General features: G+C 62.4%; 14 protein-coding genes. 6 read left to right on the forward strand and 8 right to left on the reverse strand.

The window, feature by feature from the left end; translation table 11 throughout:
* Window positions 1-6: 6 nt before the first annotated feature.
* From ABNP31_RS21055 to ABNP31_RS21075, 5 genes are all read right to left on the reverse strand, one after another.
* Window positions 7-1,494 carry a type II and III secretion system protein family protein gene (locus ABNP31_RS21055; protein ID WP_075046196.1) on the reverse strand — a complete coding sequence of 496 codons (1,488 nt, stop codon included), beginning with the start codon at window positions 1,492-1,494 and terminating at the stop codon, window positions 7-9.
* 87 nt (window positions 1,495-1,581) lie between these two features.
* Entirely contained in the window at window positions 1,582-2,394 is an 813-nt protein-coding gene (gene cpaB, locus ABNP31_RS21060) for a Flp pilus assembly protein CpaB (protein ID WP_350012732.1), read from the reverse strand.
* 12 nt (window positions 2,395-2,406) lie between these two features.
* On the reverse strand, window positions 2,407-3,741 hold the full coding sequence (locus ABNP31_RS21065) for an AAA family ATPase (protein WP_350012733.1): 1,335 nt from the start codon (window positions 3,739-3,741) through the stop codon (window positions 2,407-2,409).
* A gap of 15 nt (window positions 3,742-3,756) precedes the next feature.
* Window positions 3,757-4,275: an A24 family peptidase gene (locus tag ABNP31_RS21070; RefSeq protein WP_350012734.1), complete on the reverse strand. Its 519-nt coding sequence runs from the start codon at window positions 4,273-4,275 to the stop codon at window positions 3,757-3,759.
* A gap of 25 nt (window positions 4,276-4,300) precedes the next feature.
* Window positions 4,301-4,480 carry a Flp family type IVb pilin gene (locus ABNP31_RS21075; RefSeq protein ID WP_075046200.1) on the reverse strand — a complete coding sequence of 60 codons (180 nt, stop codon included), beginning with the start codon at window positions 4,478-4,480 and terminating at the stop codon, window positions 4,301-4,303.
* 450 nt (window positions 4,481-4,930) lie between these two features.
* Between ABNP31_RS21075 and ABNP31_RS21080 the strand changes: the two genes are divergently transcribed.
* Window positions 4,931-5,809, forward strand: a complete 879-nt coding sequence (locus ABNP31_RS21080) for a response regulator transcription factor (RefSeq protein WP_238066882.1) — start codon at window positions 4,931-4,933, stop codon at window positions 5,807-5,809.
* Window positions 5,810-5,813: 4 nt separating this feature from the next.
* Here the strand turns inward: ABNP31_RS21080 and ABNP31_RS21085 are convergent, their stop codons facing one another.
* Entirely contained in the window at window positions 5,814-7,037 is a 1,224-nt protein-coding gene (locus ABNP31_RS21085) for a class I SAM-dependent methyltransferase (protein ID WP_350012735.1), read from the reverse strand.
* Window positions 7,038-7,331: 294 nt separating this feature from the next.
* Window positions 7,332-7,949 carry a TPM domain-containing protein gene (locus tag ABNP31_RS21090; protein WP_075046203.1) on the reverse strand — a complete coding sequence of 206 codons (618 nt, stop codon included), beginning with the start codon at window positions 7,947-7,949 and terminating at the stop codon, window positions 7,332-7,334.
* A 186-nt stretch (window positions 7,950-8,135) separates the two neighbouring features.
* Between ABNP31_RS21090 and bglX the strand changes: the two genes are divergently transcribed.
* The 5 genes from bglX (at window position 8,136) to ABNP31_RS21115 (ending at window position 16,580) form a co-directional block, all read left to right on the forward strand.
* Complete coding sequence (gene bglX, locus ABNP31_RS21095; RefSeq protein ID WP_085664371.1) at window positions 8,136-10,427, forward strand: beta-glucosidase BglX; 2,292 nt, start codon at window positions 8,136-8,138, stop codon at window positions 10,425-10,427.
* Between the two features lie 146 nt (window positions 10,428-10,573).
* A complete protein-coding gene (locus ABNP31_RS21100; RefSeq protein ID WP_085664372.1) occupies window positions 10,574-12,331 on the forward strand; it encodes a sensor histidine kinase in 1,758 nt (585 codons plus the stop codon).
* Complete coding sequence (locus tag ABNP31_RS21105) at window positions 12,325-13,659, forward strand: sigma-54-dependent transcriptional regulator (protein WP_085664373.1); 1,335 nt, start codon at window positions 12,325-12,327, stop codon at window positions 13,657-13,659. Before ABNP31_RS21100 ends, ABNP31_RS21105 begins: the two co-directional genes overlap by 7 nt.
* Before the next feature lie 279 nt (window positions 13,660-13,938).
* Window positions 13,939-15,258: an MFS transporter gene (locus tag ABNP31_RS21110; protein ID WP_075046206.1), complete on the forward strand. Its 1,320-nt coding sequence runs from the start codon at window positions 13,939-13,941 to the stop codon at window positions 15,256-15,258.
* 182 nt (window positions 15,259-15,440) lie between these two features.
* The gene (locus ABNP31_RS21115; RefSeq protein ID WP_350012736.1) at window positions 15,441-16,580 is read left to right on the forward strand and encodes a Fic family protein; all 1,140 of its coding nucleotides are present in this window, start codon (window positions 15,441-15,443) and stop codon (window positions 16,578-16,580) included.
* Here the strand turns inward: ABNP31_RS21115 and ABNP31_RS21120 are convergent.
* Window positions 16,559-17,311, reverse strand: a complete 753-nt coding sequence (locus tag ABNP31_RS21120; RefSeq protein WP_025340470.1) for a COG4705 family protein — start codon at window positions 17,309-17,311, stop codon at window positions 16,559-16,561. The genes ABNP31_RS21115 and ABNP31_RS21120 overlap by 22 nt on opposite strands.
* Window positions 17,312-17,374: the final 63 nt, after the last annotated feature.

Raw genomic sequence — 17,374 nt, forward strand, 5'->3', positions numbered from 1 at the left:
CTCCGATCAGTTCAGATCATGGCCAAAGTTGCCACCGCTGACGCCGAGGCTGACGGGCACCGAGCGCCCGGGCTCACTGCTCTTGGTCTTGCCAAGCAGGTAGAAGTCCAGGTCACTGGGTTCGACGAATTTCTCGGTGGGCAGGCGCACCGCCTTGGCATCCACAGGCTTGGCGAGGTGCGGCGTCACCAGGATCACCAGTTCGGTCTCACCGTTGATGAACGACTGGCTGCGGAACAGGTGCCCGAGTATCGGCAGGTCCCCCAGCCCGGGGAAACGGCTGACGAAATCGCGGGTGTTTTCACTGATCAGACCGGCGATGGCGATGGTCTGGCCATTGCCCAGTTCGACCGTGGACTCGGCGCTGCGCTTGGTCAGCGACGGGATGACCTGGGTAACACCATCGCCCAGAATACTGTTCAGTCCCGTGTCGAGTACCAGCGAGTTGACGTTGGAAAGCTCGCTTACCGAGACATTCAGGTTGAGGTTGATACGCCCGGATTCGAGCACCACCGGCAGGAACTTCACGCCGACACCGAATTCCTTGTATTCGATGGTGATGCCATCATCCTCGGTGATCGGGATCGGGAACTCGCCACCGGAAATGAACTCGGCCTGCTGGCCGGTCAGCGTGGTGAGAGTGGGCTCGGCCAGCACTTTGGCCGAACCATTGTCCTTGGACGCTTCCAGCACCACATTGAACAGGAAATCGTCGGACAGGAACTGGGCGAACAAACCTTTGCCGCCACCAATCAGCGAACCTGGCGAAAGGATCGACCCGCCGCCTGGAGTCAGGCCCAGCCCTTGGCCATTGTTGAACCCGCCACCGCTCCAATTGCCGGATGAGCCAAGGGCATTGAAGCGCACGTTGAGATTCTTGATCAGGCTGCGCTGCATCTCGGCCACTTTCACTTCCAACATCACCTGCTGGCTGCCACCGACGCTGAGCAGGTTGATCACCTCCAGCGACTGGGCCGGTGCCGCTTCAGCGGCTTCACCCTTGCCTTGCACCACGCTCGAGGTTTGCGCGGCATAGGTCTTGGCGACCTTCATTGCCGTGTCCATGGCAGCGGCGCTGCGCACCTGGCCACGCAGTACCAGCGCGCCCTGGGCGCTGAACACTTCGATGTTCTCCTCGGGCAGCAACTGGTGCAGTTTGGTCTTGAGCCCGGTGAGGTCATGCACGACCTCCACATCCATGGTCTCGATCAAGCGGTTGTTGTTGTCCCACAGCAGCACGTTGGTAGTGCCCAGGGAACGGCCGAGCAGGTAGAGCTGGGTCGGGCTGGTGATCAGGATATCGGCGATATCCGGATTGCCGACCGAGATTTTCCTCACCGGCGTACGAGCGCTGATCGTACGCGACTTGTAGATGGGTACCTGGATCATATTGGTGTTGGCCGCCGGCATGGCGCTGTATCCCGATCCCGGTTCTGCAGCCTGCGTCACACCGACGAACAGCAGCTGCGTACCCAGCCCGCACAACAGGTACATCCCTAATCTCTGCAAAGTATTCATGCACAACTCCTTGCGAGGTGTTCTTGTTCCTGCCGAAAGTTAGCCATTCGGACGCCAGCTGCTTTAGAACCGCGCTTTCGCTACTTCAACTTCAGTCCCGCGGATGATGGTGACCGAGCCACCTTCACTACTACGATTTACCACCGGTCTCGGTTGGGGTTTGAATGCTGGCGTTGCAGCCTTCACCGGCTCGACAGCGGCTAAGGCTGGCGCCTGCTTCTGAGCGTCCAGCGGATTGCGCAGGGCCAGTTGCAACTTGCCTTCGGATTGCGCCCTGACCAGCACCTCGGCCTCTTTGGCCGACATTTCCAGGGTCACGGCACGTACCACCACCGGCTGGGTCTTGTCCGTCCCCGCTGTCTGGTCCACAGCCAATACCCGGAGGTCCTGGAGGATGGTTCTGGACTCAGCGTCATTACTACCGCCATTGCTTTGCTTGGTAGCCAGAACATCGACCCGGTTACCCGGCAACAGGAACCCGCCCACCCCGACCACGTCATCCACACGCACCGAAATGGCGCGCTTGTCTGGAGCAATCAGCGAAGCCAGGGTACTGCCACCCAGGTGCTCGGCCAGGCGAGCGCTACGCAGCACATCGCCGCGCAACAATGCAAAAGTGGCAATCTTGCCAACCACCTTTTCATTGCTGTCAAAGGCATCATCAGGTACCGCATCCTTGGGCATGCGCACGATGGCGACTTGCTGCGCCTCGATCATCTGCCCGAACGGGATCTCCACCGTGGCGACCACCACGTTCTTCATGTTGTCATCCGGGGCGGCGTTGAGCCGACCATTGAGCCAGTTGTTGGCCATCAAGGCGGCGCCAAGCCCCAAGGACAGGGAAACGGCAACCAGGATCAGCGTACGGGCACTCATGTCTGCATCTCCTCATCCAAGGAAGTCGATCTGCACGAAGTAGCTTTGCCAGGCCCATTTCAGCTCCTGAGGCGACAGCGGACCATCGCCGCCCAGGTAACGCTGGCGGTCGAGCGCCATGTTCAGCAGGTCGCGAGGGTGGCAGGGCACCAGCGGCACGCCTTCGGCCTCGTACAGCGCCTGTAACGCGTAACGCAACAGCAGCGGGTCGTAATCCAGGCCCAGGCGTTCGCATTCCTGGCGCCAGATGCGTTCGTACTCATCGACTTTCAGGTAGCTGAACTGCAGCTTGTAGCCAATGCGCCGCAAGAAGGCCTCGTCAGCCAACTCCAGCGGGTTGAGGTTGGTGGAGAACACAAGCACCAGATCGAATGGCAGCTCACAATGACGCCCGCCACCCAGGTTGAGGAAGTCGCGCTTCTCTTCCATCGGCACGATCCAGCGGTTGAGCAGTTCGGCCGGGGCCATGCGCTGGCGCCCCATGTCGTCGATGATGAACAGGCCATTACTGGCCTTGAGTTGCAAGGAGGCCTGGTACTGACGGGTACTGGGATCGAAGCGGACATCCAGTTGCTCCATGCCCAGTTCGCCGCCAGTGATCACTACGGGGCGTTTGCAGCGCACCAGCCGGCGATCGATGCCTTCGTTCAGCAACAGGCTGGTGGGTTGACCCTCCTCCTCCAGGCGCTGATGCACCTGAGGGTCATACACCTCGATGACCGACTCATTGATTTCTATGGCATGCGGTACCCAGATGGATTCGGCGAACAGGCGAATCAACCGGCTGCTGATGTAGGTCTTGCCGGTACCTGCGGGGCCATAAATCATGATGGCGCGCCCTGAGTTCAACGCTACGCCCAGTTGATCGAGCATGCTCTCCGAGAGCACGACGCCAGCGAACGCCGCATGCATGTCCTGCGTACTGATGCGGCCATGGTGGATGGTCTGCAGCTTGAGCAGGTCACGGTAGGCACTTACGGGGAAGGGCGCCGCGCCGATGTAGCCGCTGCGCGCCAGTGCATCCCGGGCGGTACCGCGGCCGCGTTCGGTCAAGCCGTAACGCAGCACCTGCCCCCCCGTTTGCACACCGACCTGGCCCAGTACTTCGACGCGGCCATCCTTGCGCAGAAAGGCCAGCACTTCTTCCACCACCGCACCGGTCAGCGCAAGGCGCTCGACCAAGCGCGGCAGGTCCAGCGTACCGGCGTCATGCAGGTGCTTGCACAGCAAATCACCGAGAAAGCTTTCCGCCAGGCCAGTCTCGCGAACTGTACGTGGCTGAGGTGCCAGGCTCTGCACTGCGTCCTTGTCACAGGCGCCGGCACCACTGTCTCTGAGTGCGTACATTATTAGCCTCCCAGGCTATAGGCCTAGCGGTAGCCCAAACAGGCTAACAAGGGTTCCAGAAAGGATTGCGACCGAATAAGGGAATGGCTTGGCTGCAACTGCATCCGACGCTGGTGCCAAATAAGCCCCTGCCCTCAACATCAACCAGTAGCGTTGTAACGTCTGTTGCAACTGGCCGCGGATGAGCACTATCAGGATCCCGAACATGCCACCGGCTATCAGGCTGAAAAGTGCAGCCGAAAGTACGTCGTACGGTGTAAGAAAGGCGCCGACCATGGCCATCAACTTGACGTCGCCGGCGGCCATTCCCCCCAACGCATACATCGGTAGAAATATGGCGAACCCGATAAGCATACTCAGCACGCCATACCCCAACCCGGCGAGTGCTGCGGAGTAAACCTGGCCCGCCAACCCCAACCCCAACCCCACTAAGATCAGGACGTTGGGGATGCGGTGGTGTCGAAGATCGCCCACCACCGCGATACCCAGCAGCCCTAGCAGCACGACAATGGCGAACAGAGGCTCTGCTGACATTGCTGCATCCCCCCGGTAGGGCTTATCAGTTGACTGCGTTCACCAAGGCGGTGATTTTGGTAACTACTGCAGCACCCAATGAATCGAAAGCAGCAACTACAGCCAGCGTTATCAGCCCCCCCGCCACGGCATATTCCACAATGGTCAGGCCATCTTCGTCTTTGGCGAACTTCATCACCGAAGCCTTGATAGTTTGCAGATTCATTTCGCTCACCTCGCTAAGGACATTATTTTTCTTCCCGGGCAGTGGTGTTTTGCACTACCTGTTGCGAATCCTAGTCAGAGGGTGACAGCAGTGGTTAGGAGATTTTTGCGAATCGCTAGGACTTTTTTGCGGCCATTGGCCAGCATCGAAAAGGTGGGCGAGGCCACCAGTAAAACAGGCAGGAAACCCGAATATGAGAAGCACTTTCGTACGCATTTGCAGCCGGCTCAGGGAAAGGTTCTGGCACGTTTGTTCAAAGCCGACAAGCGGTCGCCATGATCAAAGACCAGCCTGGCTGCGGAACCTGTCTAACATCAGGGTTTTACAAAACGCATAGAACCCCTTAAGCAAAAACGATCTAAGTTAATAACCAAATTGCTCGTCGAACTAATAGTGTTTTGACAATACTGCTGCTCGTAGGGAAACTCCCAGCACTAAGGTTAAGTCACGATGTCTAACCCGGGCACAAAGCCGCTGTTGTTGTGGTTCGATCTGACACGCGATCATTCCACCGAAGCGCTGATGGCACAGTTCAGCCATGTCTGCGATTGCAAACTGGCGAAGGCCGTCGCGCATTCCGAACGCCAGCAGGCAGACATGATCTGCATGCATTTCGATCGCCCCGACACCCTCAACCTCAACCTGCTGCTGGAAGTGAAACGCAACTCACCATCCATCCCGGTCACCATGTTCACCGTGCAGCACTCCGAAGAGTTGGCCGTCTGGGCCATGCGTTCGCGGGTCTGGGAGTATCTGGTATTGCCGCTGACAAGCGGTGAGAAAAGTCGCTACATCGATGTCCTCAAGCAGCTGTGCGACATACGCCGCGCCAGCAAGCCCTCAGGCAATGCGCAGCGCATCGATCACCTTCCCTCCCTGCCGGACAGCATTCGCCTGACCGGCGAACACCACAAGCACCAGGCGCTCAGCAAGGTCATGCCGTACATCGACCAGCACTTTCGCGAATGTGTCGATCAAAAGGACCTCGCGCAGCGTTGCGGCATGACCACGGCCCGCTTCAGCCGCCTGTTCAAGGAAGTCAACGGCGTTGGGTTTCTGGATTACATCCTGAGCAAGCGCATGAATCTGGCCATGGACCTGCTCGTCAACAGCCAGATGCCGATTACCAGCATCGGCTATGAGGCAGGCTTCAAGGACCCGTCCTACTTCGCCCGCACCTTCAAGCAGGTCAGCAACTGCACGCCCAGCGAATACCGCCAGGCCCGCCAGCTCGAAGCGACGGCCAGCGAAAGCGAGCCCTTGAAAGGTTCGAATGCGCCACTACTGGATAACGTGTTACCGAGTGCGGCGTTTCACAAGAGCCGCTGAAGGATCACACGCCAGGCAGCAACCCGTCCCCTCGCAACAACGTCTCCAGGCAATGCTCCTGCACTCCATAGAACGCCTTGAGCTGCCCGATCTTCTCCAGCAACGCGCCGTTGTCCCCTGCCTGGCGCCGCTTCACCGCAAGAATCATCTTGTTCTTGTTGGTGTGCTCCAGCGAGATGAACTCGAACACCTTGGTCTCGTACCCGCAGGCTTCCAGGTACAGCGCGCGCAGGCTGTCGGTCAGCATTTCGGCCTGCTGGCCCAGGTGCAGGCCGTACTGCAGCATCGGTTGCAACAACCCCGGGCTGTGCAGTTGCGGGCGGATCTGCTTGTGGCAGCACGGCGAGCACATGATGATCGCAGCGTTGCAGCGGATGCCGGTGTGGATGGCGTAGTCGGTGGCGATGTCGCAGGCATGCAGGGCGATCATCACTTCGATGGCCTCGGGCACCACGCTACGCACGTCACCACACTGGAACTCCAGGCCCGGGTGCTCCAGGCGCAAGGCGGCGGCGTTGCACAAGTCGACCATGTCCTGGCGCAGCTCGACGCCGCTTACCTGCGCTTCGCGGCCCAGGCTGTTGCGCAGGTAGTCGTGCATGGCAAAGGTCAGGTAGCCCTTGCCAGAGCCGAAGTCGGCTACCCGCAGCGCCTGCTCCGCCGGCACCGGGGCGCTGGCCAGGGCGTGGTCGAAGACTTCGATGAACTTGTTGATCTGCTTCCACTTGCGCGACATGGACGGGATCAGCGCGCCTTGTGCGTCAGTCACGCCGAGGTCACGCAGGAATGGCCGCGACAGCTCCAGATAGCGCTTCTTCTCGCGGTCATGGCCGCTGCTGCTGGCAGCTTCGCGCGGTGCCTGTGCGCCGTGGCGCTGGAGCATGGGCTTGCCCTTCTTGCTGAAGGTCAACTGCACTTCACCGTCGGCGTCGAACAGGTGCGCGTTGCGGAAGCTGTCCGGCAGCAGCTCGGCGACCAGCGCCTGGGCCTGATCCAGCGCCAGGTTGCGGGTGATGTCGCGGGTCTGGTGGCGATAGACCAGCGACAGGCACGGCTGGCCCTTGACCTGCAGCGGCTTGGCAATGATCCGTTGCAAGGTCTGGTCGGCACCGACATGGCGCGCCAATACCAGTTTGACCAAGGTATTGCCATGCAGGGCGGCGTTCAGCAGGTCGAGAAACTGGGTGCGCGCATCCGGCGCGGATGGGGCAGAAGAACTGGCGGACATGGAAAAACGGTGCCTCGGGTAGCGGGGAGCGCATGGCGCAATGCACGCATTCTACAGGGTGGCTAACTTCCTGTGGGAGATCGCCCAGTCCTTTGGGCTGCGCTGTCGCGTAGAGAACTGAATTCGCAAGCGGCACGCGTACCCTGTGGGAGCGGCTTTAGCCGCGAAGAATCCAACGCGGTGCATGGCACCGGCTGCGCCGGTGTTCGCGGCTAAAGCCGCTCCCACAGAGTCCCTGCTAATTCAATGAGTTATGTGCAGTTCTATGGGCGCGTCAAGCCATCGGGGTTCGGCTCAATCGAGAATCACCAACCGGTTGGGCAACTCGTTACGTGCATGGGTAGGCGGCACATGTTCGCTGAGCAGTTCGCCGCACGCCTCGATGCACTCGACAAACCCCTGCAAGGTGCGGCCCTGGCGTACCTGTTCGGCAAAGCGAGCGACGATGGCCGCGCGGGCGGTGGCATCCAGATGGTGTTCGATACCACGGTCGACCAGGATCTCCACATGCCGCTCCGCCTCGCTGACAAAGATCAGTACGCCCGTGGCACCAGCCGTGCGCTGCAGGTTCTGTTCGCGAAACTGCTGGCGGGCCAGGCGCGAGGCGCGCCAGCGGCGCAGGGCCCGGGGGATCAGCCAGCCGGCCAGGCGTGGGCTGCGCAGCAGCAGGCACAAGCCGACGAACAACAGCACATTGGCCACCAGCAAGCCACGCACTCCGGGCCAACCCAGCAGCCAGTGCAACAGGGCCGGCACGGCCAGCGCCAGCACGGCGGCCCAGAACAACGGCCAGTAGGCGTAGTCATCGGCCCGGCGGGCCAGCACCGTCACCAGTTCGGCATCGGTGCGCCGTTCGGCACGGGCAATGGCTTCGGCGATCTGGCGCTGATGGTATTCGTCGAGGGGGGTCATGCCGTCGGTCTCTTGAGCGTTCTTATAGTTGTTGTCCCGGCATTCGGGGCTTCGTCCGCAGGCGACATATTCAGGCATAATCCGCCGCTGGAAGAAATGCCTGCAAATCGTACAACAATAGCCGCCTGAAAACTTCGGCCGCGCGCGTATCACCGTGGATACGGCAGAGGCCCCACAACGGAATTGATGATGAAACTGTCTTTGCTGGGCCTGGCCATGGGCCTTGCCAGTCAGGCGGCCCTCGCCGCCCCCTCCGCCCCGCCCCTGCAGGACAAGCAGGCGTTCATCGACCATCTGATCAGCCAGATGACCGAAGCCGAGAAGATCGGCCAGCTGCGCCTGATCAGCATCGGCCCGGAAATGCCCCACGACAAGATTCGCGAGGAAATCGCCGCCGGCCGCATCGGTGGCACCTTCAACTCGCGTACCGCGCCCGAGAACCGGCCGATGCAGGACGCTGCCATGCGCAGCCGCCTGAAGATCCCGATGTTCTTCGCCTACGATACCGTCCACGGCGAGCGCACCATTTTCCCGATCGGCCTGGGCATGGCCGCGACCTGGGACATGGACGCCGTCGCCAAGGTCGGCCGCACCGCCGCCATCGAAGCCGCGGCCGACGCCCTGGACATGACCTTCGCACCGATGGTCGACATCGCCCGCGATCCGCGTTGGGGCCGCACCAGTGAAGGCTTTGGCGAAGACACCTACCTGACCTCGAAGATCGGCCAGGTGATGGTCCGTTCGTTCCAGGGCAGCAGCCCGGCCAACCCCGACAGCATCATGGCCATCGTCAAGCACTTCGCCCTGTATGGCGCGGTGGAAGGCGGGCGCGACTACAACACGGTCGATATGAGCCTGCCGAAAATGTACAACGACTACCTGCCGCCCTACCGCGCCGCGCTTGACGCTGGTGCCGGCGGGGTGATGGTGGCGCTGAACTCGATCAACGGCGTGCCTGCCACCTCCAACACCTGGCTGATGAACGACCTGCTGCGCAAGGAGTGGGGCTTCAAGGGCGTGACCATCAGCGACCACGGCGCCATCCAGGAGCTGATCCGCCATGGCGTCGCCCGCGATGGCCGCGAAGCCGCCAAGCTGGCGATCAAGGCCGGCATCGACATGAGCATGAACGACACCCTGTACGGCGAAGAGCTGCCAGGCCTGCTGAAGTCCGGCGAAGTGACCCAGGGCGAGCTGGACCAGGCGGTGCGCGAAGTGCTGGGTGCCAAGTACGACATGGGCCTGTTCAAGGACCCGTACGTGCGCATAGGCAAGGCCGAAACCGACCTGAAGGACTACTACGGCAACGACCGCCTGCACCGCGACGCCGCGCGTGACGTGGCGCGCCGCAGCCTGGTGCTGCTGGAAAACCGCAACCAGACCCTGCCGCTGAAAAAGGCCGGCACCATCGCCCTGGTCGGCCCGCTGGCCGATGCCCCGATCGACATGATGGGCAGCTGGGCTGCCGACGGCAAACCAGTGCACTCGGTGACCGTGCGCGAAGGCTTGCGCCGCGCCGTGGAGGGCAAGGCCAAGCTGGTCTACGCCAAAGGTTCCAACGTCACCGGCGACAAGGCAATGTTCGATTACCTGAACTTCCTCAACTTCGATGCCCCGGAAATCGTCGACGACCCGCGCCCGCCTGCGGTGCTGATCGACGAGGCGGTGAAGGCGGCGAAGCAGTCCGATGTGGTGGTGGCAGTGGTCGGTGAATCCCGCGGTATGTCCCACGAGTCGTCGAGCCGTACCACCCTGGAAATCCCCGCCAGCCAGCGGGAGCTGATCAAGGCCCTGAAGGCCACCGGCAAGCCGCTGGTGCTGGTGCTGATGAACGGCCGCCCACTGTCGATTGCCTGGGAGCGCGATCAGGCCGACGCCATTCTGGAAACCTGGTTCGCCGGTACCGAAGGCGGCAACGCGATCGCCGACGTGCTGTTCGGCGATTACAACCCGTCCGGCAAGCTGGCCATCACCTTCCCGCGTTCGGTCGGGCAGATCCCGATGTACTACAACCACACCCGTATTGGCCGGCCCTTCACGCCGGGCAAGCCGGGCAACTATACCTCGCAGTACTTCGAGGAGCCCAATGGCCCGCTGTACCCGTTCGGCTATGGCCTGAGCTACAGCAGCTTCGAGCTGTCGGGGCTGAAGCTGTCGAACAAGGACCTCAAGCGTGGCGACACGCTGGAAGCCAAGGTGACGGTGAAGAACACCGGCAAGGTGGCAGGCGAGACCGTGGTGCAGCTGTACCTGCAGGATGTATCGGCATCGATGAGCCGCCCGGTGAAGGAACTGAAGAACTTCCAGAAGCTGATGCTCAAGCCTGGCGAATCGCGCACGTTGAGCTTCCGCATCAGCGAAGAAGACCTGAAGTTCTACAATGGCCAACTGCAGCGGGTTGCCGAGCCTGGGGAATTCAATGTCCAGGTCGGGCTGGATTCCCAGGCGGTGCAGCAGCAGAGCTTTGAACTGCTGTAACTGACCGGTTTGCCTGTACCGGCCCCTTCGCGGGTAAACCCGCTCCCACAGGTACTCCGCAAGCAGATGGCCTGCGCGATACCTGTGGGAGCGGGTTCACCCGCGAAGAGGCCCGCCCTGATATCCCATTCATCCGGATCCGCCCCATGCCCTTTTCCGTTCGCGCCCTGCGTCTGGGGCTGATCACCCTGCTGATCGTGCTGGGCACCGCCTTCAGCGCCGGCTGGGCCATGCACCAGGCCAAGCGCCAGGCCATGGAAGCCGACGCCCAGCGTGCCAGCCAGCAGTTGGGCTTGTATGCCAATGCCTTGCACACGCTGATCGACCGCTACCGCGCCCTGCCCGCCGTGCTGGCGCTGGACCCGGAGCTGATCGCCGCCCTGCGCGGCCCGGTCAGCGAACCGGTGCAGGACGCCCTGAACCGCAAGCTCGAACGCATCAATGGCGCCGCCAACTCCTCCACCCTCGAACTGCTCGACCGCACCGGCCTGGCCATCGCCGCCAGCAACTGGCGGTTGCCCAGCAGCTACGTGGGCTCCAACTACGGTTTTCGCCCCTATTTCAAGCAGACTCGCAGCCAGGGCAGTGGTCGCTTCTACGCCGTGGGCGTGACCAGTGGCGTGCCGGGCTACTTCCTCGCCAGCGCGGTGAACGACGAGCATGGCCGCTTCCTCGGCGCCATGGTGGTGAAGCTGGAGTTCCCCGAGCTGGAACGCGAGTGGCGCCAGGGCAGCGACATCCTGCTGGTCAGCGATGCGCGCGGCATCACCTTCATCGCCAACCAGGACGGCTGGCGCTACCGCGAACTGCAGCCGCTCAGTGGTGCCGACCGTGCCGAACTGGCCGAAACCCGTCAGTACGACAAGCAACCGCTGGTGCCGCTGCAGCACCAGGTGCTGACCCGCTTTGCCGACAACAGCACCCTCAGCCGCGTGCAAGGCCCTGAGGGCAGCGCCGAGTACCTGTGGGAAAGCCTGCCACTGGAGGGTGAAAACTGGACCTTGCACCTGCTGCGCAAGCCGCAGGTAGCCGCCGACGGTCGCAATGCCGCCCTCGGCGCCGCCGCCGTTTGGCTGAGCCTGGTGTTCGCTGCGCTGTTCGTCAGCCAGCGCCTGCGCCTGGCCCGCCTGCGCCAGCGCAGCCGGGAGGAGCTCAAGCGCCAGGTCGAGGAGCGCACCCGTGAGCTGCGCACCGCCCAGGAGGGGCTGGTGCAATCGGCCAAGCTGGCGGCGCTGGGGCAGATGTCGGCAGCCATGGCCCATGAAATCAACCAGCCGCTGACCACCCAGCGCATGCAGCTGGAAACCCTGCGCCTGCTGCTCGACCATGGCCGACATGACGAAGCACGCCAGGCACTGGAGCCGCTGGAGCAGATGCTCACACGCATGGCCGCGCTCACCAGCCACCTGAAAACCTTCGCCCGCAACAGCCCGGTCGGCCTGCGCGAGCGCCTCGACCTGGCCACGGTGGTCGACCAGGCCCTGCACCTGCTGGAAGCACGCATTCGCAGCGAAGAAGTGGAAGTAGCCCTGTACCTGGCGCGCCCGGCCTGGGTGCGCGGCGATGCCATTCGCCTGGAGCAGGTGCTGATCAACCTGCTGCGCAATGCCCTCGACGCCATGGCCGACAAGCGCTACAAACGCCTGGAGATCCGCATCGAGCCCGACGGCGAGCTGTGGCGCCTGAGCGTGCTGGATTCGGGTGGCGGCATTGCCGAGGCCGACCTGGCCAAGGTCTTCGACCCGTTCTTCACCACCAAGCCGGTGGGCGAAGGCCTAGGGCTGGGCCTGGCCATTTCCTACGGTATCGTCCACGAGGCCGGTGGCCAGCTGCAGGCCGAAAACCTGCCTGGCGGCGCGCGCCTGAGCCTTACCCTGCCCCGTGACCTGGAGCCTGTATGTTGAATTCAGTGATCGTCGTCGATGATGAAGCCAGTATCCGCACCGCGGTCGAGCAATGGCTGAGCCTGTCCGGCTTCAGCGTGCAACTGTTCGCCCGCGCCGAAGAATGCCTGGCACACCTGCCACAGCACTTTCCCGGAGTAATCATCAGCGATGTACGCATGCCGGGCATGGATGGCCTGCAGTTGCTCGAACGCCTGCAGGCGGACGACCCCGACTTGCCGGTGATCCTGCTGACCGGCCACGGCGATGTGCCCATGGCAGTGGAAGCCATGCGCAGCGGGGCCTACGACTTCCTGGAAAAACCCTTTACCCCGCAGCACCTGCTGGGCAGCCTGCGTCGGGCCCTGGAAAAGCGCCAGCTGGTCCTGGAAAACCGCCGGCTGCACGAGCAGGCCGACCTCAAGTCACGCCTGGAAGGCACGCTGCTTGGCATGTCCCAAGGCCTGCAACAGCTGCGCCGGCAAGTGCTGGACCTGGCCAGCCTGCCGGTCAATGTGCTGATCCGCGGCGAAACCGGCAGTGGCAAGGAGCGCGTGGCCCGGTGCCTGCACGATTTTGGCCCGCGCGCCGACAAGCCGTTCGTCGCCCTCAACTGTGCAGCCATCCCCGAGTCGCTGTTCGAGGCCGAGCTGTTCGGCCATGAAAGCGGCGCTTTTACCGGTGCCCAAGGCAAGCGCATCGGCAAGCTGGAGTACGCCAACGGTGGCACGGTGTTCCTCGACGAAATCGAAAGCATGCCACTGGCCCAACAGGCCAAGCTGCTGCGGGTGATCCAGGAACAGAAGCTGGAGCGCCTGGGGGCCAACCAGAGCATCAGCGTCGACCTGCGCATCATTGCCGCGACCAAGCCCGACCTGCTCGAAGAAGCCCGCGCCGGGCGCTTCCGCGAAGACCTTGCCTATCGCCTGAACGTGGCCGAGCTGCGCCTGGCGCCATTGCGTGAACGGCGTGAGGACATTCTACTGCTGTTCGAGCACTTTGCCCGTGCCGCCGGCGAAAAGCTTGGCCGCGCGGCCCCGCCACTGTCGGGCGCGCAACTGGCGCAGCTGCTGTCGCACGACTGGCCGGGCAACGTACGTGAACTGGCCAACGCGGCGGAACGCCATGCATTGGGGCTGGGCTCGCCGAACATCGAGGTGGCGCCTGCCGGGCAGTCGCTGAGCGAGCAGATGGAAGCGTTCGAGGCGCAATGCCTGCGCGCGGCGCTGCGCCAGCACGGGGGCGCGATCAATGCTGTGATGGAAACGTTGCAGCTGCCGCGGCGCACGCTGAACGAGAAAATGCAGCGGCATGGGTTGGTGCGCGAGGATTTTGTTGGCCGAGAATGAGCGGAAATCCGCCTATCGCGCTCGGTCACTAAGCAAATAACCGCTCATTAACAGGATTCTTTTGGGGCTGCCTTGCAGCCCTTCGCGGGCACGCCCGCTCCCACAGGGAAACGCGAAGAGTCAGACGTCACGCGGTCCCTGTGGGAGCGGGCGTGCCCGCGAAGGGTCGCGCAGCGCCCCCATTTGAAGCCCAATGCACCCATTTGGCACACCTTCTGCAATTGCCTTGGCAAGCTGCGCCACGGCGCGCTCCACAAAAACAACGAGAAGGTATCCCTGATGGATAATGCCACCTCCCTGCCAGCCGGGGCGGCCACCGCGCCTGCCACAGAAAAAACCACCGCCAGCCGCCTGAAGTCGATCTTCAGCGGGTCCATCGGCAACATGGTCGAATGGTACGACTGGTACGTCTACGCCGCATTCTCGCTGTACTTCGCCAAGGCCTTCTTCCCAGCCGGCGATTCCACCGCACAATTGCTCAATACCGCCGCGATCTTCGCCGTGGGCTTCCTCATGCGCCCGATCGGTGGCTGGCTGATGGGCCTGTACGCCGACCGCAAAGGCCGCAAGGCCGCATTGATGGCCTCGGTGCTGCTGATGTGTGCAGGCTCGCTGGTCATCGCCCTGACCCCGGGCTACGAAACCATCGGCGTCGCCGCGCCAATCCTGCTGGTCATCGCACGCCTGCTGCAGGGCTTGTCGGTGGGTGGTGAATACGGCACCTCGGCCACCTACCTCAGCGAAATGGCCAGCAAGGACCGCCGTGGCTTCTTCTCCAGCTTCCAGTACGTGACCCTGATCTCCGGCCAGCTCATCGCCCTGGCGGTACTGATCGTCCTGCAACAGACCCTGACCACCGAGCAGCTGTATGCCTGGGGCTGGCGCGTACCGTTCGTGATCGGTGCGCTGTGCGCCGTGGTGGCCCTGTACCTGCGTCGCGGCATGGAAGAAACCGCTTCCTTCACCAAGAAGGAAAAGGCCAAGGAAAGCCTGATGCGCACCCTGCTGCGCCACCCCAAGGAGCTGATGACCGTGGTCGGCCTGACCATGGGCGGCACCCTGGCCTTCTACACCTACACCACCTACATGCAGAAGTACCTGGTCAACACCGTGGGCATGAGCATCAGCGACTCGACCACCATCTCGGCCGCCACGCTGTTCCTGTTCATGTGCCTGCAGCCGGTGATCGGTGGCCTGTCCGACAAGATCGGTCGACGCCCGATCCTGATCGCCTTCGGTGTACTCGGCACACTGTTCACCGTACCGATCCTCAGCACCCTGCACACCATCCAGACCTGGTGGGGCGCGTTCTTCCTGATCATGGCGGCGCTGATCATCGTCAGCGGCTACACCTCGATCAACGCCGTGGTCAAAGCCGAGCTGTTCCCCACCGAAATCCGCGCCCTGGGCGTGGGCCTGCCGTACGCCCTGACCGTGTCGATCTTCGGCGGCACCGCCGAGTACGTGGCCCTGTGGTTCAAGAGCGCCGGCATGGAGAGTGGCTTCTACTGGTACGTCACCGCCTGCATCGCCTGCTCGCTGCTGGTTTACGCGACCATGAAGGACACCAAGCAGCACTCGCGGATTACCACTGAGTGATGCTGGCCTGGCAGTACTGAAAAGGGGCGCTCCAGTGCATGGGGCGCCCCTTTTTTGTGATACGCGGCAGCCTGTGAGCCGATTGACGGCCTTATTCGGCTCACAGAATGAGCCGAATAGCGCTATTATTCGGCTCACAAGATGAGCCGAATAGCCGGCTTATTCGGCTCATGGGACGGATCATGAATAGCCCTTTATGGATCTGGCAGCAACCTGCCTGGCCACGCTTCACCTGGCAAAACGAAGCCATCGCCCCAATGCTACGCAATTGCATCGACATGCAAGGACGCCTGCTGGGCAAGATCGGCAGCGTCGATGCACTCAGCGAGTGCCAGAACATCCTCGATACGCTGCTGCAAAACATCGTCACCTCTTCGGCAATCGAAGGTGAGCAGTTGAACGTGGGTTCTGTCCGCTCCTCCCTCGCTCGCCGGCTGGGCATCGAGGAGCAAGGACCTACCAATGCCCGCAGTGAAGGGCTGGCGGAGCTGATGCTGGATGCAACGCAAGGGTATGACCGACCGCTGACCCTGCAACGCCTGTACACCTGGCACCAGTGGCTGTTCCCACTGGCACAAGGCGCCTTGAGCAAAGCGATACTGGTCGGCCAGTTGCGTGATGAAATGCCCATGCAGGTGATCTCCGGCCGGCTCGACAAGCCTACCGTGCATTTCGAAGCACCACCGCGCGATGGCCTGGAAGCCCGACTCAACGAGTTTCTCGACTGGTTTGCCAACAGTCGCGATTCCACCAGCCTGGACCCACTGCTACGTGCCGGAATCGCCCACTTCTGGTTCGTCACCCTGCATCCGTTCGACGATGGCAATGGCCGTCTGACTCGGGCAATCACCGACCTGGCGCTGGCGCAAGGTGAGCGACAGGCCATTCGTTTCTATGCCATGTCTGCCAGCATCCTCGAAGACAGGGCCGGCTATTACCAAGTGCTGGAGAACAGCCAGAAAGGCGACCTGGATATCACCCGCTGGCTATCCTGGTTTCTTGCTACCCTGCTGCGCAGCCTGGAACAGGCCCTGGCCAATATCGACCGGATACTGGCCAAGGCCAGGTTCTGGCAAGCACATCGCTCAGATGGTTTGCTGCCCGAACAGGTAAAGGTGCTCAACAGGTTGCTCGATGGCGGCCCCCGAGGATTCGAGGAAGGCATCAACGCAGCGCAATACCAGGCGGTGGCGAAGGTATCAAAGGCCACTGCGACCCGCCACCTGTCCGATCTGCTCGACAAGGCCTGCCTGGTTCGCCTGCCTGGCGGGGGCCGCAGTACCCGCTACCGCATCAACACTCAGGACATCTCCAACGCCTGACGCGGCTCACGGCGCTGGTACCAGGTGGCCATCAGCACCAGTACCAGCAACACCCCGCCCAGCACCGCCGAAGAGCCGACCGTGCCGAAGTCCAGGCCGCCCTTCTCGTGGGGCTTGGTGAGGAAGTCGCCCAAGGTGGCGCCGAACGGGCGGGTAAGCACGAACGCAACCCAGAACAACACCACGCCAGGGATGCGTGTCCAGTAGCGGGCCACCACTACCAAGGCGATGGCACTGCCGATCAACAGTGCGCCACCGGCAAAACCGAGCCCCGAGTCATCGGCCAGGTAATCGCCCAGCGCCGTGCCGAGTGTGTTGGAAAACAGGATCGCCACCCAGTAGAACAATTCGCCCGTGCGGTTCTTGATGCGGGTGACATCCAGCGGGTTGCCGCTCAGGCGCCATACCAGGAAGGTCAGCAGCAGAATGCCGATGAGGATGGCCGAACCCGCGGCGTAGCCCAGGCCCAGGGTGCGGTCCATGAAGTCGGACATGGTGGTGCCGGCGGTGCTGGTGGAGAGGATCACCAGCCAGTACAGCATCGGGTGGTAGCGGCGCGAGTACAGCTGGCCGAGCAAGGTCAGCAGGAACACGCTGATCAGCAGCAGCGAGCTGAGGGCATAGCCGATGTTCAGGGTCATCGACAGCAAATCACCCGCCGTTTCGCCAAGGGTGGTAGCGCAGATCTTCATGACCCAGAAGGCCAAGGTGATTTGCGGAAGTTTGTTCATTGTTGTGCCGCTCCGGTTTGAGGTGCGGCGATGGTGCTGAGCAGCATTTGAAAAATCGGTTGG

The sequence above is a fragment of the Pseudomonas asiatica genome, assembly GCF_040214835.1.
GTDB lineage: Bacteria > Pseudomonadota > Gammaproteobacteria > Pseudomonadales > Pseudomonadaceae > Aquipseudomonas > Aquipseudomonas putida_Z.